Source organism: Tersicoccus solisilvae, assembly GCF_014643255.1.
Taxonomy (GTDB): Bacteria; Actinomycetota; Actinomycetes; order Actinomycetales; family Micrococcaceae; genus Tersicoccus; species Tersicoccus solisilvae.
The window spans coordinates 32227-52111 of sequence record NZ_BMJI01000022.1; the positions used below are offsets into that span (position 1 = coordinate 32227).

Annotated in this window: 15 protein-coding genes and 2 riboswitches; of the genes, 8 read left to right on the forward strand and 7 right to left on the reverse strand. The window is 72.3% G+C overall.

Features of this window, described 5'->3' with window-relative positions:
- Positions 1–3: 3 nt before the first annotated feature.
- The 3 genes from IEX22_RS13575 to IEX22_RS13585 form a co-directional block, all read right to left on the reverse strand.
- Positions 4–522, reverse strand: coding sequence for a SixA phosphatase family protein (locus tag IEX22_RS13575; protein WP_188668937.1), 519 nt, complete (start codon positions 520–522; stop codon positions 4–6).
- A 50-nt stretch (positions 523–572) separates the two neighbouring features.
- On the reverse strand, positions 573–1376 hold the full coding sequence (locus tag IEX22_RS13580) for a winged helix-turn-helix domain-containing protein (RefSeq protein WP_188668938.1): 804 nt from the start codon (positions 1374–1376) through the stop codon (positions 573–575).
- A 383-nt stretch (positions 1377–1759) separates the two neighbouring features.
- Positions 1760–2860: a hypothetical protein gene (locus IEX22_RS13585; protein ID WP_188668939.1), complete on the reverse strand. Its 1101-nt coding sequence runs from the start codon at positions 2858–2860 to the stop codon at positions 1760–1762.
- A gap of 300 nt (positions 2861–3160) precedes the next feature.
- On the opposite strand from IEX22_RS13585, the gene IEX22_RS13590 reads away from it, so the two are divergent.
- From IEX22_RS13590 to gcvH, 8 genes are all read left to right on the forward strand, one after another.
- Positions 3161–3907 carry a response regulator transcription factor gene (locus tag IEX22_RS13590; RefSeq protein ID WP_188668940.1) on the forward strand — a complete coding sequence of 249 codons (747 nt, stop codon included), beginning with the start codon at positions 3161–3163 and terminating at the stop codon, positions 3905–3907.
- Between the two features lie 32 nt (positions 3908–3939).
- Positions 3940–5430, forward strand: a complete 1491-nt coding sequence (locus IEX22_RS13595) for a sensor histidine kinase (RefSeq protein WP_188668941.1) — start codon at positions 3940–3942, stop codon at positions 5428–5430.
- 77 nt (positions 5431–5507) lie between these two features.
- On the forward strand, positions 5508–6842 hold the full coding sequence (locus tag IEX22_RS13600; protein ID WP_188668942.1) for a bifunctional glycosyltransferase family 2/GtrA family protein: 1335 nt from the start codon (positions 5508–5510) through the stop codon (positions 6840–6842).
- Positions 6839–9016: a glycosyltransferase family 39 protein gene (locus tag IEX22_RS13605; RefSeq protein WP_188668943.1), complete on the forward strand. Its 2178-nt coding sequence runs from the start codon at positions 6839–6841 to the stop codon at positions 9014–9016. Before IEX22_RS13600 ends, IEX22_RS13605 begins: the two co-directional genes overlap by 4 nt.
- 120 nt (positions 9017–9136) lie before the next feature.
- A complete protein-coding gene (locus IEX22_RS13610; protein WP_188668944.1) occupies positions 9137–11239 on the forward strand; it encodes a glycosyltransferase family 39 protein in 2103 nt (700 codons plus the stop codon).
- A 187-nt stretch (positions 11240–11426) separates the two neighbouring features.
- Positions 11427–11518, forward strand: a riboswitch (glycine riboswitch).
- A riboswitch (glycine riboswitch) is annotated at positions 11519–11626 on the forward strand.
- Between the two features lie 51 nt (positions 11627–11677).
- On the forward strand, positions 11678–14542 hold the full coding sequence (gcvP, locus tag IEX22_RS13615) for an aminomethyl-transferring glycine dehydrogenase (RefSeq protein ID WP_188668945.1): 2865 nt from the start codon (positions 11678–11680) through the stop codon (positions 14540–14542).
- 54 nt (positions 14543–14596) lie between these two features.
- Positions 14597–15778: a glycine cleavage system aminomethyltransferase GcvT gene (gcvT, locus tag IEX22_RS13620; protein WP_188668946.1), complete on the forward strand. Its 1182-nt coding sequence runs from the start codon at positions 14597–14599 to the stop codon at positions 15776–15778.
- 40 nt (positions 15779–15818) lie between these two features.
- A complete protein-coding gene (gcvH, locus tag IEX22_RS13625; RefSeq protein WP_188668947.1) occupies positions 15819–16196 on the forward strand; it encodes a glycine cleavage system protein GcvH in 378 nt (125 codons plus the stop codon).
- Between the two features lie 97 nt (positions 16197–16293).
- Here the strand turns inward: gcvH and IEX22_RS13630 are convergent, their stop codons facing one another.
- From IEX22_RS13630 to IEX22_RS13645, 4 genes are all read right to left on the reverse strand, one after another.
- On the reverse strand, positions 16294–16512 hold the full coding sequence (locus IEX22_RS13630) for a helix-turn-helix domain-containing protein (RefSeq protein ID WP_188668948.1): 219 nt from the start codon (positions 16510–16512) through the stop codon (positions 16294–16296).
- Positions 16512–17009: a DUF2975 domain-containing protein gene (locus IEX22_RS13635; RefSeq protein WP_188668949.1), complete on the reverse strand. Its 498-nt coding sequence runs from the start codon at positions 17007–17009 to the stop codon at positions 16512–16514. The genes IEX22_RS13630 and IEX22_RS13635 overlap by 1 nt, the downstream gene beginning before the upstream one ends.
- A 41-nt stretch (positions 17010–17050) precedes the next feature.
- Complete coding sequence (gene ligD / locus IEX22_RS13640; protein WP_188668950.1) at positions 17051–18034, reverse strand: non-homologous end-joining DNA ligase; 984 nt, start codon at positions 18032–18034, stop codon at positions 17051–17053.
- A 111-nt stretch (positions 18035–18145) separates the two neighbouring features.
- Positions 18146–19681 (reverse strand): ATP-dependent DNA ligase, encoded by a 1536-nt coding sequence (locus tag IEX22_RS13645; protein ID WP_188668951.1) that lies wholly within the window; start codon positions 19679–19681, stop codon positions 18146–18148.
- Positions 19682–19885: the final 204 nt, after the last annotated feature.

Below are 19885 nucleotides of genomic sequence, written 5' to 3' on the forward strand. Positions count from 1 at the left end.
CCCTCAGCGCGGGACGGCGAACGCGGTGACGGCGGCGTCGCGCCGGTCCAGCTCGGCCCACGGGAGGTCGTGTTCGAGGAGGGTCAGCCCGAGGGTCGGATAATCGGTGCCGAGGTCGGTGACGGCGTCCTGGTCCGACTCCGCCGAGGCCAGCCGCAGCGCGACGTTCTGCACGGCGGGGAAATGCGCGACGACCAGCAGGGTGTGCACCGTCTCCGGGACGTGGTTGATCACGGTGAGCATGCCCGTGGTGCCCGCGTTGTAGAGGTCGTCGCGCAGCTGCGGTGTCGGCGCCTTCTCCCCCAGTTCCTGGCACACCCACGTGGTGGTCTGCCGGGTGCGCAGCGCACTGGAGCAGAGGATGAAGTCCGGGACGACGCCGTGGTCGCGCATCCACCGCCCGGCGGCGGGCGCCTCGTCGTGACCGCGCGTGGCGAGCGGCCGGTCGTGGTCGGTGACCTCCGGCGCGGTGGCCGCCTTGGCGTGACGCAGCAGGAGGAGACGACGCAGATCGGGGCTCATCCGGCGAGTCTAGCCAGCCGGACGAGCCCCGATGCGCGCGGGGGTCGGCGTCAGATGGAGTACTCGGGAGCGGCCCAGACGACCACCTCGGGGTGGTCGTAGAACCGGTAGCCCTGGCCCCGCACGGTTCGCACGGTGTTGGCGAGACGCCCGAGCTTGGACCGCAGCCGGCGGATGTGCACGTCGATGGTGCGCTCGTTGGGCGCCTCCTCGGCGTTGCGCCACAGGCCGTGGAGCAGCTCGTCCCGGCTCACGGTCCGCACGCCGTTCTCCACCAGGAAGTTCAGCAGCTCGAACTCCTTGAACGTCAGGTTCAGCAGCTCCCCGTCGAGGAACACCTCCCGGCGCGAGAGGTCGATGAGCACGCCCGTCGGCCGGTTGACGGTCGGGGCGGGCGCGGGTTCGGGCTGCCGGGACCGAGCACCGGTGATGGTCGGATCGCCGAGCGTGCTGCGCACCACCTCGAGATCGCTGCCGACGGCGTCGTTGGGGGCCAGCGCCACCGCGGCATAGCTCTCGGCGCCCGGGACGACGGAGCGGACGTGCGTGCGCAGCTCCTGCACGAGCTTGACGAGGCTGGTGCCGTTCTCCGCCGCGGCCTGCTCGTCCAGACCGACGTAGATGACGAAGCCTCGCGCCGAGCTCTCCGACTCCGAGGCGGTCACCTCGTCGGACAGGGAGGAGGCGGTGGCGTCGGAGCCGGTCGGCACCGAGCGCAGGCCCGGGAAGTGGCCGACGACGGGCATCGGACCCGTGGGCGGGAGGGCACGGCGATTGGCGAAGCCGCGCGGCGGGACGGCCTTCTGCCGGTTCCGCTGGGAGATGTGGACGTATCCGGACGAGGCGACAGACATGGGGACCTCACATGACGACGAAGGCGAACAACGGTGAATGCGTGGCGCGGGGTTCGAGGGGAACGCGCGCCTGACGCGACGACGGGCGGGTGAGCCCGTTCAGCGGGGCATTCGACGACAACACATTCGTCGCCCGGTCGGGTCGACGCCGGTGCGAGCGATCACGGTCGTGTTGTTCACGTCTCGATTGTGTCGCGGGGGCAACCGTACGTGCAAGTAACATAGGGCCGATTTGTCCACCTGATGAGACGGGGTGTCTCATCTCGCCGGGGTCGGCCGAGAGGAACTCCGCTCGGCCGACCGGCGTGGCCCGCCTGATCTGGGGCGATGTCGGCCGAACGGCGCCTCGTCACCTACTCCTTTGGCACCAGGAAAATCAAGTGCTAGCTGGTCAGATCGTCCGATGCGTCGCTGGTCGACCCCGGCGCACCGTTTTCGCTCTCGTCGCTCTGGCTCTGGTCGCTCTGGCTCTGGTCGCTCTGGTTCTGGTCGCTCTGGCTCTGGCTGCTCTGGGTCTGGCTGCTCGCGGTCGCGCTCGTCACCCGGATGCTCGTCGCGGTCGCCGCGCCGGACGAGGCGGAGGTCGCCACCACCGTCACCGTGGCGCCGGTCGTGAGATCGTCCGCGGACAGGCTGGTGCCCCCGGACTGATCACTCTGGCCCGACGAGCCACCGTCCTGTTGAGCGGGCGCTCCGGGCGGCATGCCGCCCGGCACCTGCGCCCCGTCCTGGCTGTCCTGGCCGTCGGCCGCCGCCCCCGTCGTCGTGACCCCGGTGATCCGGGTGCTGTCGCCGATCGCGTAGGTCGCGCTGTACCCGTCGGTGCTCTTGACGGTGAGGGAGGAACTGGTCACGGCGGTGACCGTGCCGGTCTGCAGCAGGAGGGTCACGGCGCTGCCGTCGCGCTGGGCGACGAACTGGCCGTGCAGGGCGGACCCCAGCTCCGACGACGCGCCGGCCGCGGCGCCGCCCAGCCCGGTCTGGCCCGAACCGGAGAACCCGCCGCGGCCCTGACCGCCGAACCCCTCCCCGGCGCCGCCCGGGCCGCCGGTCTGTCCGGACGTCGCCGAGGATGCCGCCACCGCGGCCGCGCCGCCACCGAGGGCGACGCCGACCGCGACCCCCGCGGCGAGCAGGGACTTCTTCAGCGTCCACGGCCGGGCCGAGGTCGCCGCCGGCGGAGCGCCCCACGTCGTGCGCGGGTCCGTGTCCCCGGGGCGCTGTGCCGCGGGGGCGGACTGCGCGTTGTACCCGGTTCCCCCGGGCTCGCTCCCGGGCCGTCTCGTCTGCCGGTACTCGCTCGCGGCGGGCGGGGTCTGCGGCAGCGCCGCGGTGCCGCCGGCCGGGTGGGACGCGCCGTCGTGATCGGCGGCCGGACGGAGATCGGGGGCGCCATCGGAGGCGTGGTCGGCGGCCGCCGGGTGCGGGTCCGCGGGCCGAGCGTCGCGCGGCTGGTATGGCTGGTACGGATCGTGCTCGGACATCAGGGTCCTCTCGTCAGGGCGCAGTGTGGCGCACCGGAATCGTCGATGGCTCGAGTCTTCGATCGCGCCCTGTGCCGGGCCTGTGCCCGGTCCGGGGCGGGCCTGTGCACCGCCGGCCACCGCGGTCCCGGTTCGGTCGCGGCGCGACGGCGGCCCGGACGCGGCGCAGTCGACGGGCGCTCGGCGACGGTTACGCTGACCGCACGATCCTGTGCCCGTGCTGTCCGGGACCTGCGTCTCACAGCCCCAGCACAGGTTCGGCCCAGCAGCGAGCAAGTCCCGGACCGGAGACTCGAGACCATGACCGCACGCCAGCGCACCGCCCTGATCGACAGCCTGCCCCGCCTCGAGCACCCCGACGGCTCCCCCATCCGAGCGCTCGTCGTCGACGACGAGCCGTCCCTGGCCGAGCTCGTGAGCATCGGGCTGCGCATGGTCGGCTGGAACGTCGAGACCGTGCACGACGGCGAGAACGCCGTCACCCGGGCCCGGGCGTTCCGGCCCGACGTGCTCGTCCTGGACTGGATGCTGCCCGGTTTCGACGGGGTGGAGGCGCTGCAGCGGATCCGGCAGTTCGCCCCGGACGTGCCCGCCCTCTTCCTCACCGCCAAGGACGACGTCGAGGACCGCATCCAGGGCCTGACCGCGGGCGGTGACGACTACGTGACGAAGCCGTTCAGCATGGAGGAGGTGATGATCCGCCTGCACCGGCTCGTCCAGCGCTCGGGGGTGGCCGCGATCGACGACGCCGAGCTCGTGGTCGGCGACCTGAGCCTGAACATCGACACCCGCGAGGTGACCCGCGGCGGGGACCTGATTGCCCTGACCGCCACCCAGTTCGAGCTGCTGCGCTACCTGATGGAGAATCCCAAGCGGGTGCTGTCCAAGGCGCAGATCCTGGACCGGGTGTGGAACTACGACTTCGGCGGTCAGGCCAACATCGTCGAGCTGTACATCTCGTACCTGCGCAAGAAGATCGACGTCGGCCGCGAGCCCATGATCCACACGGTCCGCGGCGCCGGCTACGTGATCAAGCCGGCCCCCTGAACCGCGACACCGTCGATCGGAGGCACGAGACCATGAGCACGCTCGCGGGCGCGCCGGCGACCCGCGTCCGGGGACCGGCCGGCTGGCACCTGCGCACCCGGGTGATCGCCGTGGCCCTGCTCATGCTCGCCACCATCTGCGTCACCGTGGGGCTGGTGACCCTGACGGCGGTGAACCTGTTCGTCACCAACCAGCTGGACGGGCGGCTGCACGAGGCGTCCGAACGGGCCGTGAACTTCAGCGCGCCGCCCCCCGGCAACGGCGGCCGGGACGCCTCGGACCCGCTGCAGGCCCGCGGCCAGGGGGCGGGCACGCTCAACGCGCTGATCGTGGATGGAGCCGTCAACGCCTCCGGCGTCATCGACCGCAGCGGCAACCGGCAGGCCCTCTCCGACGCCGACCGGGCGTCCCTGCTCGACCTGCCACCGACGGCGGAGCCCGCCGAGCGCTCCCTCTCCATCGGCGACTACCGGCTGGTCGCCACCCGCGTCACCGACGGCGTCGTCATCACCGGACTGCCCCTGGCGGACCGGAACGACCTGCTGCGCGACATCACCGGCACCTTCGCCCTCGTCTGCCTCGGCGGTCTCGGCCTGACCGGCGTCCTCGGCGTCGTCGTGATCCGCCGCACCCTCCGGCCCCTGGAGGACGTCAGCGCGGTGGCCACCCAGGTCGCCCGGCTGCCCCTGGACGCCGGCGAGGTGCGGCTCGCCCAGCGCGTCCCGCCGCGGTTGGCCGACCCGCACACCGAGGTCGGCTCCGTCGGGCACGCCCTGAACCAGATGCTGGACAACGTCTCGTCGGCCCTGGACGCCCGGCAGCGGAGCGAGACCCGGGTGCGGCAGTTCGTCGCCGATGCCTCCCACGAGCTACGCACCCCGCTCGCCGCCATCCGCGGCTACACGGACCTGGTGCGCATGACCGAGGACCTCAGCGACGACGGGGCCCGCTCCCTGGGCCGCGTCGAGTCGCAGTCCCGGCGGATGACCGCCCTGGTGGAGGACCTGCTGCTGCTCGCCCGGCTCGACGAGGGCCAGCAGCCCGAGTTCGCCGACGTCGACCTCGGGGAACTCGTCGTCGAGATCGTCACCGACGCCCAGGTCACCGCGCGCGATCACCACTGGGTGATCTCGGTGCCCGAGGACCCGGTGCCCGTCCGGGCCGATCCGCGCCAGCTCACCCAGGTGCTGACCAACCTGCTGTCCAACGCGCGCAAGCACACGGACGCCGGGACCACGGTGACGACGACGGTGTCCCGCTCGAGCGACGGGCACGACGCCGTCCTGTCCGTGGTCGACACCGGGCCCGGCATCGACCCGGCCTTCCTCGAGCAGATCTTCGCGCGGTTCGCCCGGGCCGACGCCGCCCGCAGCGGCACCGACGGCACCACGGGCCTGGGGCTGGCCATCGTCGAGGCCATCGTGGCCGCGCACGGCGGCCGCATCGAGGTCTCCTCCCGGCCGGGACGCACCGAGTTCGCCGTCCGGCTGCCGCTCGCCACCCCGGTGGCGCCGCGGGCCTGACGCCCGCGCCCGCTTCCACAGCAGCGGCACAGCCGGACCCCACGGACGGCAAATCTCCCGTCACGACAGTGGTCGGTATGACAGCTCCGATCACCGCACCCCTGCTCGTCGCCGGTGTCGCGACGGACCCCCCGACGGTGGCCCCCCGCCTGCGGCGCGGGCCCGTGGACACCGCCGGACCCGTCCCCGTCCTCGACGTGACGATCCCCGTCTACAACGAGGAGAAGGACATCGAGGCGACCCTCCGTCGCCTGCACCGGCACCTGACCGACCACTTCCCGCACCGCTTCGCCATCACCGTCGCGGACAACGCGAGCACGGACGGCACCCTGCCGGTGGCGGAGCGCGTGGCCCGGGAACTGCCGGAGGTGCGGGTGGTCCACCTCGAGGAGAAAGGCCGCGGCCGGGCACTGCGCCGCGTCTGGTCCGACTCCCCGTCGCCCGTGCTGGCCTACATGGACGTCGACCTCTCGACGGACCTCGCGGCGCTCGGTCCGCTCGTCGCCCCGCTGATCTCCGGGCACTCCGACGTCGCGATCGGTACCCGGCTCGCCCGCGGTTCCCGCGTGGTGCGCGGCGCCAAGCGGGAGTTCATCTCCCGCTCCTACAACCTGCTGCTGCGCTCCTCGCTGGGCGCCCGCTTCTCCGACGCGCAGTGCGGTTTCAAGGCCATCCGCGGCGACGTGGCGCAGATGCTGCTGCCCTACACCGAGGACAACGCCTGGTTCTTCGACACGGAGCTGCTCGTCCTCGCCGAGCGCAGCGGGCTGCGGATCGCCGAGGTACCGGTCGACTGGACCGACGACCCGGACTCGAGCGTCGACATCGTCCGCACCGCGCTCGACGACGTCAGGGGCATCGTGCGGATCAGCCGCGACCTGGTCCGCGGCCGGATCCCGGTCGAGCAGCTGCGCACCGCCGTCGGACGGGGCACCATCCCCGGGCAGACCTCCGCCCTGTTCACCCAGGTGGTGCGGTTCGGCGTCGTCGGCGTCGCCTCCACCCTCGCCTACCTCGCGATCTTCACCGCCTGCCGGCTGGGGATGGACCCCCAGGCGGCCAACCTCGTCGCACTGCTCACGACGGCGATCGGCAACACCGCCGCCAACCGGATCTTCACCTTCGGCGTCAGCGGCTCCACCGGCGCGCTGAGGCACCACGCGCAGGGCCTGATCGTCTTCGGCATCGGGCTGGCCCTCACGTCCGGGGCCCTGGCGGCGGTGCACGCCGCCGGCTCCCCCGGGCGCACCGTCGAGCTGGCCGCCGTCGTCGGCGCCAACCTGCTCGCCACTCTCGTCCGCTTCCTGCTCTTCCGCCTGTGGGTCTTCCGGCCCCGCTTCCCCGCGTCGGCCGACGGCCCGGCGACCACCCTCACCCCCGCTCCCACCTCGATGAAGGACTCCCACCGATGAGCACCTCGACCTCCGCGACCGGCAGCACGCCGGGACGCCCCGCGCTGCCGCGCTACCTCCTCGACGCCACCTCGGCCACCGACGTGATCGACCGGCCGCAGCAGCACGCGGACCGACACGCCGCCGGCGACGACGAGCGGGACCGCCGGAGCGGGTCGCGGGCCGCCCGCTGGTTCACCGGCCGCGGGTCGTCGGAGCAGGACCAGCCCCGCTGGGTCCGTCCGTCGGCGCTCGCCCTGCTGCTGGGCACCGGGCTCCTCTACTTCTGGAACCTGACCAGCTCCGGCTACGGCAACTCCTTCTACGCCGCCGCCATCCAGGCCGGCACGAAGAGCTGGACGGCGTTGCTGTTCGGCTCGCTCGACGCCGGCAACGCCATCACCGTGGACAAACCGCCGGCCTCCCTGTGGCTGCCCGCCCTGATGGGGCGGCTGTTCGGGTTCAACTCGTTCACCGTGCTCGCTCCCCAGGCGCTGATGGGGGTGGCCGCCGTCGGGCTGCTGTACGCGGCCGTCAAGCGCACCAGCGGACCGGCCGCGGGACTGATCGCCGGCGCGGGGCTGGCGCTGACCCCGGTCGCCACCCTGATGTTCCGGTTCGACAACCCGGACGCGCTGCTCACGCTCTGCCTCGTCGCGGCCGGGTACGCCACGGTCCGCGGGATCGAGAAGCACGAAGCCCGCTGGCTCTTCCTCGCCGGCGCGCTGCTGGGACTCGCGTTCCTGACCAAGATGCTGCAGGGCTTCCTCACCATCCCCGCGCTCGGCCTCGCCTACCTGTGGGCCGCGAACACCGGCATCGGCCGGCGCATCCTCAACCTGCTCGCCGCGCTCGCCGGCATCGTCGTCGTGGCCGGGAGCTACCTCCTCGTCTTCCAGCTCACGCCCGCGGAGGCGCGGCCCTACATGGCCGGCACGCAGACCAACAGCTTCCTCGAGCTCACCTTCGGCTACAACGGCCTCGGCCGGATCTTCGGCGGTTCGGGCAACGGCGGTGGCGGCGGCGGCATGGGTGGCGGCAACACCGGCTTCGGCGGCTCCACCGGTGTGCTGCGGATGTTCAACTCCGCGTTCGGCGCCGAGGTGTCCTGGCTGCTGCCTGCGGCCGTGATCCTGCTCGTGGCCGGGCTGTGGTTCACCCGGCGAGCGCCGCGCACCGACCTCACCCGGGCGTCACTCATCCTGTGGGGCGGCTGGATGGTCGTGACCGCCGGCATCTTCTCCTTCATGGAGGGCACGATCCACCCGTACTACGCGGTCGCCCTGGCCCCGGCGATCGCGGCCCTCGTCGGCATCGGTTCGGTGGAGCTGTGGCGGGGCCGGGCGTATCTCGCCCCCCGCATCATCCTGGCGGTCAGCATCCTCGCCACCGCCGTGTGGTCCTTCGCCCTGCTCTCCACCGCGTCGGACTGGCTGCCGTGGCTGAAGTGGGTGCAGCTGGCCCTCGGCGCGCTGACGGCGACGGCCCTGGTGTTCCGCCTCGACGCCGTGCGGCGGATGGGCGTGGCCGTGATCATCGCCGCCCTGCTCTCCTCGGGCCTCGGGATGGGGTCCTGGGCGATCGCGACGGCGTCCTCCGCGCACTCCGGCTCGATCCCGACCTCCGGCCCGGCGAGCGCCGGCGGCGGGATGGGCGGCATGGGCACCCGGATGGGCGGAGCGCCCGGCGGTACGACGGGCCAGAACGGCACGGCGGGCCAGGCGCCCGGCGGTGCGGCGGGCCAGGCGCCCGGCGGCGCGGCGGGTGAGGCGCCCGGCGGCACCACCGGTCAGTCCGGCACCACCGGTCAGTCCGAGACGGGGCAGGCACCCGGCGGCACGGGTGAGGCGGGCGGCGCCGACGCCGACCTGACCGCCCTGCTGCAGGAGACGACCACCACCTGGTCCGCGGCCATCTCGGGGGCGACCGGTGCGGCCGATCTCGAGCTGGCGTCCAACACGTCGGTCATCGCGCTCGGCGGTTGGAACGGCTCGGATCCGTCCCCGACGCTGGCCCAGTTCCAGCAGATGGTCCGCGACGGGAAGATCAGCTATTTCATCTCCGGTGGCGGCATGGGTGGCGGCGGAGGGATGGGCGGCGGTTCGTCGGCCTCGTCCGAGATCGCCGCCTGGGTGGCCGCGAACTACACCGCCACCACGGTCGGCTCCAGCACGGTCTACGACCTCCGCTCCTGACCCCTTCACCTCCCGCCAGCCCCCCCACCTCCCGCCAGCTCGTCAATAGATGTTCACCAGGGCCCGATCTCCGTGCCCGATCGAGCATCTATTGACGAGCTGGCCCTGGAAGGAGACACCATGACGACCTCCCTCGCCGGAGCGACCGGCACGTTCGACGGCGTCGGGCACGGCACCGGCGCCACCCCCACCGACGATCCGGACGGCGGCTCTGCCGGTGACCACGCCCCGCGGCGAGGCCGGCGTTCCGCCGGTGGCGCCTTCCGGGCGCGTCGGCTCGGGGCCCGCGTCCTCGACCGCGTGCGGCCGACGCGACAGATCTGGCCCGTGTACGCGCTGCTCGCCGCGACGGCCGTCCTCTATCTGGTGGGCCTGGACGCCTCGGGCTGGGCCAACCCGTTCTACTCGGCGGCCGCGCAGGCCGGCTCCCAGAATCTGATCGCCTTCCTGTTCGGCTCCTCCGACGCGGCCAACGCCATCACCGTCGACAAACCGCCGGCCTCGCTGTGGTTCATGGCCATCTCGGTCACGCTGTTCGGCCTCAACTCCTTCGCCATCCTCCTCCCGCAGGCGTTGATGGGCGTGGCCGCCGTCGGCACCGTCTACGCCGCCGTCACCCGGGTGGCCGGCCGGGTCGGCGGGCTGGTGGGCGGCGCCGTGCTGGCGGTGACCCCGGTCGCGGCCCTGATGTTCCGGTTCAACAACCCGGACGCCCTGCTCGTGCTGCTGCTCAGCCTCGCCGCCTACGCCACGGTGCGCTCAATCGAGAGCGGACGGGCCCGGTGGTTGATCGGCTGCGGCGTGCTGATCGGCTTCGCCTTCCTCACCAAGCAGATGCAGGCGCTGCTCGTGGTCCCCGGTTTCGGCCTGGTGTACCTGGTCGCCGCGCCGCACCGGATCGGCCGCCGGCTGCTGCACCTGCTCGGGGCGCTCGCGGCCCTGGTCGTCTCCGCCGGCTGGTGGATCGCCCTGGTCGAGCTGACCCCGGCGCGGTACCGGCCCTACATCGGCGGGTCCCAGACCAACTCCATCCTCGAGCTGACCTTCGGGTACAACGGGTTCGGCCGGCTCACCGGCGACGAGGTGGGCAGCGTCGGCGGCGGTGGGGCGACGTCGACGACGGGCCTGTTCCGGATGTTCTCCGCGTCCTTCGGGGGTCAGATCTCCTGGCTGCTGCCGGCGGCCCTCGTGCTGCTCGTCGTGGTGCTGTGGGCGACCCGGCGGCAGCCGCGCACCGACCCCGCTCGCGCCGCCGTGCTCGTCTGGGGCAGCTGGCTCGTGGTCACGGGCGTGGTGTTCAGCTTCATGGCCGGCATCATCCACGAGTACTACTCCGTCGCCCTCGCCCCGGCGATCGCCGCTGTCGTCGGCATCGGCGTGGGCCTGCTGTGGGAGCGACGGCGCGAATCCGTACCGGCGCTGCTGCTCGGTGCGACCATGATGATGACCGCGTTCTGGGCCTTCATCCTCCTCGCCCGCACGCCGACCTTCGTGCCATGGCTGCGCTGGGTCATCCTCTTCGGGGGGATGCTGGCCGGCGTGGGGCTGGTCGTCCTGCCGCACGTCACCCGGCCCGTGGCCCGAACGGTGGCCGCCGCGGCCGTCGTGCTCGCCCTCGCGGGCCCGACGTCGTACTCCGTGCAGACCGCTTCGACGGGCCACACCGGCGCCATCGTCACGGCCGGCCCGAGCACGGGCACGGGCTTCGGTGGCCGTGGCGGCATGGGCGGTCAGAACACCGGTCAGGGCGGGACGGCTCCGCAGGGCGCGGGCCAGGCTCCCGGTGCGGGGCAGGCGAACGGTACGGGTCAGCCGCCCACCGGGACCGGTCAGCAGGGCGGTATGGGTGGCGCGGGTGGGATGGGCGGCCTGCTCAACGCCACGACGCCGGGCACGGCCCTGGTGGCGGCGTTGACCAAGGACGCCGGGGACTACACGTGGGCGGCCGCCGTCGTCGGCTCGAACAACGCCGCCGGCTATCAGCTGGCGACCGGGCTGCCCGTGATGGCCGTCGGCGGCTTCAACGGCACGGACCCGGCGCCGACGCTCGCGCAGTTCCAGCAGCTCGTCGCGGACGGGAAGATCCACTACTGGATCCCCGGCACCATCGGGATGCAGTCCAACGGCGGGTCCGACGCGGCGAGCGCGATCGACGCGTGGGTGCAGGCGAACTACACGGCCACGACGGTCGACGGCGTCACCGTCTACGACCTCACCCCCTGACCCCCGGTCCTCCCCGCCAGCTCGTCAATAGATGCACGATCCGGGCCGAAAACGGGCTCCGCTGAACATCTATTGACGACCTGGCGGGGGTGGGTGGGCCACGCGGTCATGCGGCCGAAACGTGTCGTCGGGTATCCTGATGTGACGCAGGACGCTTCGCCGGCAACGGCGGTCGTCCCGCAGGCTGTGATCCGCGGCGGGAGAGTCCCGCTCTGGCGGGCGCCGAAGGAGCAAATTCCTCCCCGGGAATCTCTCAGGCACCTGTACCGCTGCGGCGAGCCGACTCTGGAAAGCAGCCCTCGCGGGCTCACCGACGGTGCAAGCGGGCCCACGACCGACAATCGTGGAGCCGGCGGAATCTCTCAGGTCCGATACAGAGCGGGGAGGGACCCGTCCGTTCCGGCGCCCGCGCCGGCCGACCGACCTCCGGAGTTCCCCATGATCTCGTCCATTCCCTCGGCCTTCACGGACCGCCACATCGGCGCCCGCCGCGACGAGCACGTCAAGCACATGCTCAACGCCATCGACCTGGATTCGGTCGAGGCGCTCGCCGCCATCGCCGTCCCCGACAGCATCAAGCAGGACGGGCCGCTCGAGCTCGGTCCGGCGCTGAGCGAGTCCGACGCGCTGGCGGCCCTGCGCGCGCTGGCCAGCAAGAACGTGCAGCGCGTCCAGATGATCGGGCAGGGCTACTACGACACCGTGACCCCGCCGGTGATCCGCCGCAACATCGTCGATAATCCCGCCTGGTACACCGCCTACACCCCGTACCAGCCGGAGATCTCCCAGGGCCGGCTCGAGGCGCTGCTGAACTTCCAGACGGCGGTCGCGGACCTCACCGGGCTGCCCATCGCCAACGCGTCCCTGCTCGACGAAGCGACCGCGGTGGCCGAGGCCGTGCTGCTGATGCGGCGCGCCAACAAGAACAAGGACGCGAAGAACGGCATCACCGTCCTCGACGCCGACCTGTTCCCGCAGACCATCGCCGTCGTCGCCGGCCGCGCCAAGGCGCTCGGCTTCGAGGCGGTCGTCACCGACCTCAGCCGGGGCCTGCCCGAAGGGCCGATCAACGGCATCGTGCTGCAGCAGCCCGGCGCCTCCGGCCGGGTCGAGAACGCCACCGAGCTGATCGCCGCAGCGAAGGAGCGGGGCGCGATGGTCACCGTCGCCGCCGACCTGCTCGCGCTGACCCTGATCACCTCCCCCGGTGAGCAGGGCGCCGACATCGCCGTCGGCTCCGCCCAGCGCTTCGGCGTCCCCCTCTTCTACGGCGGCCCGCACGCCGCTTTCATGGCCGTCCACGCCGGCCTCGAACGGCAGCTGCCCGGCCGGCTGGTCGGGGTCTCCAAGGACGACGCCGGGGTGCCCGCCTACCGGCTCGCGCTGCAGACCCGCGAGCAGCACATCCGCCGGGAGAAGGCCACGTCCAACATCTGCACCGCGCAGGCCCTGCTGGCCATCGCCGCCGGCATGTACGCGGTCTATCACGGCCCGGAGGGTTTGAAGGCGATCGCCGAGCGCGTGCACGGCCACGCCCGCGAGCTGGCCACCGCGCTCGACGCCGCCGGTGTGACCGTGGCGCACACGAGCTTCTTCGACACGGTCACCGCCACGGTGCCCGGCCGGGCCGCCGAGGTCGTCGCCGCCGCCGAGCGTGAGGGCGTGAACCTGCGGCTCGTCGACGCCGACACCGTCGGGGTCTCGTGCGACGAGCTGACCATCGCCAAGCACGTCGTCGTCGTCGCCCGCGCCTTCGGGGCAGACCTCGACGAGGCGCCGGCGCCGGTGGACTCGTTCGCGCTGGCGGCGGCCGTCCGCCGGTCCAGCGAGTACCTCACGCACCCGGTGTTCCACACCTACCGCTCCGAGACCCAGATGATGCGGTACCTGCGCCGGCTCGCCGACCGGGACCTGGCCCTGGACCGCACCATGATCCCGCTCGGCTCCTGCACCATGAAGCTGAACGCCACGGTCGAGATGGAGGCCATCACCTGGCCCGAGTTCGCCGGCATCCACCCGTTCGCCCCGGATTCCCAGACCGAGGGCTGGCGCGAGCTGATCGCCGACCTCGAGGCCGATCTGGCGGCCATCACCGGCTACCACACGGTGTCCATCCAGCCGAACGCCGGGTCCCAGGGCGAGCTCGCGGGCCTGCTCGCGATCCGCAACTACCACGTCAGCCGCGGCGACGCCCAGCGCACCGTGTGCCTCATCCCGGCGTCGGCGCACGGCACCAACGCCGCCTCCGCGGTCCTGGCCGGCCTGAAGGTCGTCGTCGTCGCCACCGCCGACAACGGCGAGATCGACCACGCGGACCTGGCGGCGAAGATCGAGGCCAACCGGGACACCCTGGCCGCGATCATGATCACCTACCCGTCGACGCACGGCGTGTACGACGGCGACGTGACGATGGTGTGCGACTCCGTGCACGAGGCCGGCGGCCAGGTGTACATCGACGGCGCGAACATGAACGCCCTGGTCGGGCTGGCTCAGCCGGGCCAGTTCGGCGGAGACGTCTCGCACCTGAACCTGCACAAGACCTTCTGCATCCCCCACGGCGGGGGCGGTCCGGGTGTCGGTCCGGTGGCCGTCCGGGAGCACCTCGCCCCGTTCCTGCCCGGCGACGCGGCGACGTGGAGCCTCGACGGGCCGGACCGCACCGGCATCCCCGTGTCCGCGTCCCGCTTCGGGTCGGCGGGCGTGCTCCCGATCTCCTGGGCGTACGTCAAGCTCATGGGCGGCGAGGGGCTGACCCAGGCGACGACGTCGGCCCTGCTCGCGGCCAACTACGTGGCCCGCCGCCTGAACGAGCACTTCCCCGTGCTCTACACGGGCGAGGCCGGCCTGGTGGCGCACGAGTGCATCCTCGACCTGCGGGAATTGACGGCCCGCACGGGCGTCACCGCCGAGGACGTCGCCAAGCGGCTGATCGACTTCGGCTTCCACGCGCCGACCCTGTCGTTCCCGGTGGCCGGCACCCTGATGGTGGAGCCCACCGAGTCCGAGGACCTGGCGGAGATGGACCGGTTCATCGATGCGATGATCGCCATCCGCGCCGAGATCGAGGAGGTGGCCGAGGGCTCGGTGTCCGTCGCCGAGTCCCCGCTGCGCCGCGCCCCGCACACCGCGGCGGCCGTCGTGACCAGCAACTGGGAGCGGCCCTACACCCGGGAGCAGGCCGCCTTCCCCGGCGGGACGCCCACGCAGGACAAGTACTTCGCTCCGGTCGGCCGCATCGACGGCGCCGGCGGGGACCGCAACCTGGTCTGCGCCTGCCCGCCGCTGAGCGCGTTCGAGAACTGACGCGCCCAGCCGCCACCGACTCATCGACCTCTGATTCCGGAAGACGGAGACACCATGACCGAGACCACCGCCCCCGACACCGCCGATTCCGACAGCACCCAGCGGTTCACCGCGCTGTACGACACCCACGCCGAGCTCGGCGCCTCGTTCACCGACTTCGGCGGCTGGCAGATGCCGCTGAAGTACGGGTCCGAGCTCGCTGAGCACCGCGCCGTCCGCGCCACCGCGGGTCTGTTCGACCTCTCCCACATGGGCGAGATCGAGGTCACCGGCCCGCAGGCCGGCGCGTTCCTCGACCACGCCCTGGTCGGCAAGCTGTCGGCGATCGCCGTCGGCAAGGCCAAGTACTCGCTGATCTGCGCCGAGGACGGCGGCATCATCGACGACCTGATCGTGTACCGGCTGGCCGAGGAGGAGTACCTGGTCGTGCCGAATGCGGGCAACGCGGCGACCGTGTCGTCCGAGCTGGCCACGCGGCTGGCCGGCTTCACGGGCACCGACGCCGACGGCGTCACGCTGACCGACGTGTCCGCCCAGACCTCGCTGATCGCCGTGCAGGGCCCGAACGCCGAGGCGATCGTTCGCGCCGTCGTCCCGGCCGAGCAGGGGGACTCCGTCACGGGCCTGCGGTACTACGCCGCGGTCCGGGTCACCGCTGCCGGGGTGCCGGTGCTGCTGGCCCGCACCGGGTACACCGGTGAGGACGGCTTCGAGCTGTTCGTCGCGAACGATGACGCCGCAGGCCTCTGGGGCGCGCTGCGGACCGCGGGCGAGGAGCACGGGCTGGTCCCCTGCGGGCTCGCTGCGCGTGACTCGCTGCGCCTGGAGGCGGGCATGCCGCTCTACGGCAACGAGCTCTCCCGCGACCGAACCCCCTTCGCGGCCGGCCTCGGCGGCGTCGTGGCGCTGAAGAGCAAGGAGAACGACTTCGTCGGGCGCGAAGCGCTGCAGGCGGCGAAGGACGCGGGCGAGGGCAGCACGGGCGGGCAGCGGCTGGTGGGGCTGAAGGGCCTCGGGCGGCGCTCGGCGCGCTCGCACTACGCGGTGCTGGCCGACGGCGCGCAGGTCGGCGAGGTCACCTCCGGCCAGCCCAGCCCCACGCTCGGTTTCCCGGTCGCCATGGCCTACGTCGACGTCGCCCGGTCCGAGCCGGGCACCCGCCTGGACGTGGACCTGCGCGGCAAGGCCGAGCCGTTCGAGGTCGTTGCCCTGCCGTTCTACCGGCGCGAGCAGTAGTCCCACCCTCCCCCGTCAGCACGAACAGAGGAAACACGCCATGAGTTCAGTCCAGACCGGCCTCCGGTACTCCGAGGAGCACGAGTGGGTCGACACGTCGTCGCCCGCGAAGATCGGCGTCTCGAAGGTCGCCGCCGACGCGCTCGGCGACGTCGTCTACGTCGATCTGCCGGAGGTGGGCGACGCGGTCACCGCGGGCGAGACCTGCGGCGAGATCGAGTCCACCAAGAGCGTCTCCGACCTGTACTCGCCCGTCACCGGCACGGTCGCCGCGGTCAACGACGACGTCGCGGACAACCCCGCGCTGGTCAACGAGGACCCGTACGGCGCCGGCTGGCTCTTCACCGTGGAGGTCGACGAGGAGGGCCCGCTGCTGTCCGCGGAGGAGTACGCAGAGAAGAACAACGTCACGCTCTAGGTCTCCTCGGGCAGGCCCACTCCGCTGACCGGGCTCACCGTACGCTTCTGGAGCTTGCCGGTTCGAGCAGGTGGTGAATCCCCGGCGCAGCGACTGGTCAAGCCCGGTCGTCCTCCTCGACCCACTCGAGCAAGTCGCCCGGCTGACAGTCCAGCACGCGGCACATCGCCTCCAGCGTGCTGAAGCGGACGGCCTTGGCACGTCCGTTCTTCAGCACGGCGACGTTCGCCGGCGTCAGGCCGACGCGGTCCGCGAACTCGCCCACGCTCAGTTTTCGGCGGGCGAGCTCGACGTCGATGCGCACGATGATCGGCATCAGATCACCGCGTCCAGTTCGGTACGCAACACCGTGGCCTGCCGCAGCAGCGCCCGCATCACGACCATGGTGAGGACGAGGACGGCCCCGACGACGGTCATGCCGAACAGCATCATCGGCACGCCCGGATCACGCAGCTGCGGGGTGACGTAGATGAACCAGGACAGCGAACCGCCGATCGCCGCCAGCACCAGCCACGCCGTCACCATCGCGCCGACGATGACGTCCACCCAGACGAACGCCCGGGCGCTGAAGATGCGGCCGTCGCGCACCAGGCCGAGGAGCCGCCACGTGCAGACCACGACCACCTCCGCGCACAGGAAGCCGAACACCGCGGCGAGGGTGAGGGGCCACTGCCAGCCGGCGGCGAGAGGGTTCTCGCGCGCCTGGTGGGCGAACATGCCCGGAAAGCTCAGCGTCTGCCCGACGAGCAGACCGAGGAAGAGCAGGGCGAGGAGCGCTCGGAGCGGGACGACCACGCGACGAAGGGTGAACATGACTCGATTGTCGGTGTATACCTATCGAAAGTCAATCGACTTCATGGCTTGACGCCCTCCTCCGGCTCGGGCGGCGTCTCCCTGCCGGCCGCCTCGTCGCGGGCGGCCCACTCCAGCAGCGGCGCAATGTCGAAGACGGCGTCGTCGATGCCCGCGTGCAGGTCGCCCAGCTCGGCGAATCGGGCCGGCATGGTGGCGATGGTGAAGTCGCCCGGCTCGGCGTCGTCGATCTCGTCCCACCGCAGCGGCGCCGAGACGGTGCCGACGTCGTTACCGCGCACCGAGTAGGCACACGCGATGGTGTGGTCGCGGGCGTTCTGGTTGAAGTCGACGAAGACGGCGGCCGGGTCCCGGTCCTTCCGCCACCAGGTCGTCGTCACGTCGTCCGGCAGTCGCCGCTCCACCTCGCGGGCGAACGCGAGAGCGCCGCGGCGGACGTCGGTGAATCCGTGGTCGGGCGCGATCCGGACGTAGACGTGCAGGCCGTCGCCCCCGCTGGTCTTGGGCCAGCCGGTGGCGCCGAGTTCGTCGAGGATCTCGTGGGCGACGTGCGCGGTCCTTCGGACGTCGGCCCAGGTGGCGGCGGGCATCGGGTCGATGTCGATGCGCCATTCGTCGGGCTTCTCGGTGTCGGCGCGGCGGCTGTTCCAGGGGTGGAACTCCACGGTGCTCATCTGCACGGCCCAGACGACGTCGGCCAGCTTCGTCACGCACAGCTCGTCGGCGTGCAGGTTCCAGCGCGGGAAGTGCAGGCGGACGGTCTCCACCCACGGCGGGGCGCCGTGCGGCAGCCGCTTCTGGTGCACCTTCTTGCCCGCCGCCCCCTCGGGGAAGCGGTGCAGCATGCACGGGCGCTCCCGCAAGGCGCGCACGATGCCGGGCCCGACGCTGCGGTAGTACTCCGCCAGGTCGAGCTTGGTCTCGCCGCGGGCGGCGAAGTAGACGCGGTTCGGGCTGGAGAGGCGCACGTCGAACCCGTCGACGTCGAGCACGACCGGATCCCCGAACTCACCCTTGGTTGACATGCCCCTTACGCTCCGGCACCGCCCGCCAGGTCGTCAATAGATGTCGACGCAACCGCTTCCGGCGAGGGAGATGGTGCATCTATTGACGAGCTGGCGCGTCGGGCGCCGGCCTCAGGCGCGCAGCAGCGACCGCAGGGTGCCGATGGTGTCGGCGTCCTCCGGGCGCTTGTCCTCGCGGTAGCGCTTCACCCGGGCGAACCGCAACGCGACGCCGCCCGGATACCGGGTCGAGGACTGGACGCCGTCGATGGCGATCTCGACGACGGTGACCGGCTCGACGTACACGGTGTGCGCGGTGCGCCGGGTCTCGATCTGCGGGAAGCGCTCGGTCTGCCAGCGCAGCAACTCGTCCGTGAGCCCCTTGAACGTCTTGCCGACCATGACGTACCCGCCCGGCTCGCCGAACTCGCCGTCCGGGTCCAGGGCGCCCAGGTGCAGGTTGGACAGCCAGCCCTGCCGCCGGCCGGAGCCCCACTCGCAGGCGAGGACGACCAGATCGTAGGTGTGCACGGGTTTGACCTTGATCCAGCTCGACCCGCGTCGGCCGGCGGCATAGAGCGAGTCGATGCCCTTGACGACGACGCCCTCCTGCCCCGCGGCCAGCGCCTCGGCGGAGACCCGTTCCGCAGTGGCGGCGTCGTCGGTGACCGTGCCGGGGACGCGCAGGGCGGGCGCGATGCGCTCCAGTTCGGCCAGCCGCACCGCCAGCGGCTCGTCCAACAGATCCCGGCCGTCCACGTGCAGCGCGTCGAAGAACCAGGGCGTCAGCACCGTCTCGCGCGCGGTCGCGGAGTCGGTCATGGTGCCGAACCGGGACATCGTCTGCTGGAACGGGCGGGGCGCGCCGGCCTCGTCGAGGGCCAGGGTCTCGCCGTCGAGGATGACGTCGTGCACGGGCAGGGCGCGGACGGCGGCGACCACGTCGGGCAACCGGTCGGTGACCTCGGCCAGGCTGCGGGTGAAGACACGGACATCGTCGCCGGAGCGATGCACCTGAATGCGGGCGCCGTCGAGCTTGTACTCGACGGACGCCGTCCCGGTCGTGGACAGTGCATCGGTGGGGGTCGCGGCGGTGGCGGCGAGCATCGGCAGCACGGGCCGCCCGACGACGAGGCCGACGGCGGCGAGCGCGTCCTCGTCCGCGGTCAGCGCGAGCCGGGCGGTGCCGCCGAGGTCGCCGGAGAGCATCGCGGCCCGCCGGACGAGCGCGACCGGGTGGCCGGACGCGGCGGCGATCGCGTCGGTGAGCACGCCCTCCAGCGCGCCGGTGCGGACCTCGCCGAGCAGGACGCGGGCGATGAAGTCCTGCTCCCCCGCGGTGGCCTGCGCCATCAGCCCGGTCAGGTCGCGGGAGCGAACGGCGTCCGACCCGGCGCCCGTCGTCGTCGCCAGCCGATCGAGGAAGGCATCCAGGTCGGCGACGGTGAGAGTCGGTTCGGCGGCCGGGTCGCCGGTGATGGCGCCGATGCTCCGGTAGCCGACGCCCACCCGGCCCTGCCGCGGCCGGCCGATCAGGAACCCGACGGCGTGCGCGACGTCGTCGGGCTCGAGGCGGCGCAGCAGATCGGCGAGCGCGTCCACCTTGGCCAGCCGCGAGCGGGTGGCGGTGACGGCGGTGGTCGTCGCGACGAGGTCATCGAGCAGCACGGGCTCAGTCTGTCACCGGCCCCCGACAGCCCGGCTCAGGTCGCCAGGTCGCCAGGTCGCCAGGTCGCCAGTAGATGCTCGATCCGGGGCTGCGGAAGCGCTTGCGTCGACATCTGAGGTGAAACTTAGGTGGTGGCGGGGGTGGTGACGAGGTATCCCAGTGCGGTCAATTCGTGGACGAGGTGTTGGGCGCGTTGTCCTGGC

Excerpts from the sequence above, each read along its gene's own strand:
- IEX22_RS13575 (WP_188668937.1), bottom strand. The coding sequence starts at position 522 with ATGAGCCCCGATCTGCGTCGTCTCCTCCTGCTGCGTCACGCCAAGGCG.
- IEX22_RS13580 (WP_188668938.1), bottom strand. The coding sequence starts at position 1,376 with ATGTCTGTCGCCTCGTCCGGATACGTCCACATCTCCCAGCGGAACCGG.
- IEX22_RS13585 (WP_188668939.1), bottom strand. The coding sequence starts at position 2,860 with ATGTCCGAGCACGATCCGTACCAGCCATACCAGCCGCGCGACGCTCGG.
- IEX22_RS13590 (WP_188668940.1), top strand. The coding sequence starts at position 3,161 with ATGACCGCACGCCAGCGCACCGCCCTGATCGACAGCCTGCCCCGCCTC.
- IEX22_RS13595 (WP_188668941.1), top strand. The coding sequence starts at position 3,940 with ATGAGCACGCTCGCGGGCGCGCCGGCGACCCGCGTCCGGGGACCGGCC.
- IEX22_RS13600 (WP_188668942.1), top strand. The coding sequence starts at position 5,508 with ATGACAGCTCCGATCACCGCACCCCTGCTCGTCGCCGGTGTCGCGACG.
- IEX22_RS13605 (WP_188668943.1), top strand. The coding sequence starts at position 6,839 with ATGAGCACCTCGACCTCCGCGACCGGCAGCACGCCGGGACGCCCCGCG.
- IEX22_RS13610 (WP_188668944.1), top strand. The coding sequence starts at position 9,137 with ATGACGACCTCCCTCGCCGGAGCGACCGGCACGTTCGACGGCGTCGGG.
- gcvP (WP_188668945.1), top strand. The coding sequence starts at position 11,678 with ATGATCTCGTCCATTCCCTCGGCCTTCACGGACCGCCACATCGGCGCC.
- gcvT (WP_188668946.1), top strand. The coding sequence starts at position 14,597 with ATGACCGAGACCACCGCCCCCGACACCGCCGATTCCGACAGCACCCAG.
- gcvH (WP_188668947.1), top strand. The coding sequence starts at position 15,819 with ATGAGTTCAGTCCAGACCGGCCTCCGGTACTCCGAGGAGCACGAGTGG.
- IEX22_RS13630 (WP_188668948.1), bottom strand. The coding sequence starts at position 16,512 with ATGCCGATCATCGTGCGCATCGACGTCGAGCTCGCCCGCCGAAAACTG.
- IEX22_RS13635 (WP_188668949.1), bottom strand. The coding sequence starts at position 17,009 with ATGTTCACCCTTCGTCGCGTGGTCGTCCCGCTCCGAGCGCTCCTCGCC.
- ligD (WP_188668950.1), bottom strand. The coding sequence starts at position 18,034 with ATGTCAACCAAGGGTGAGTTCGGGGATCCGGTCGTGCTCGACGTCGAC.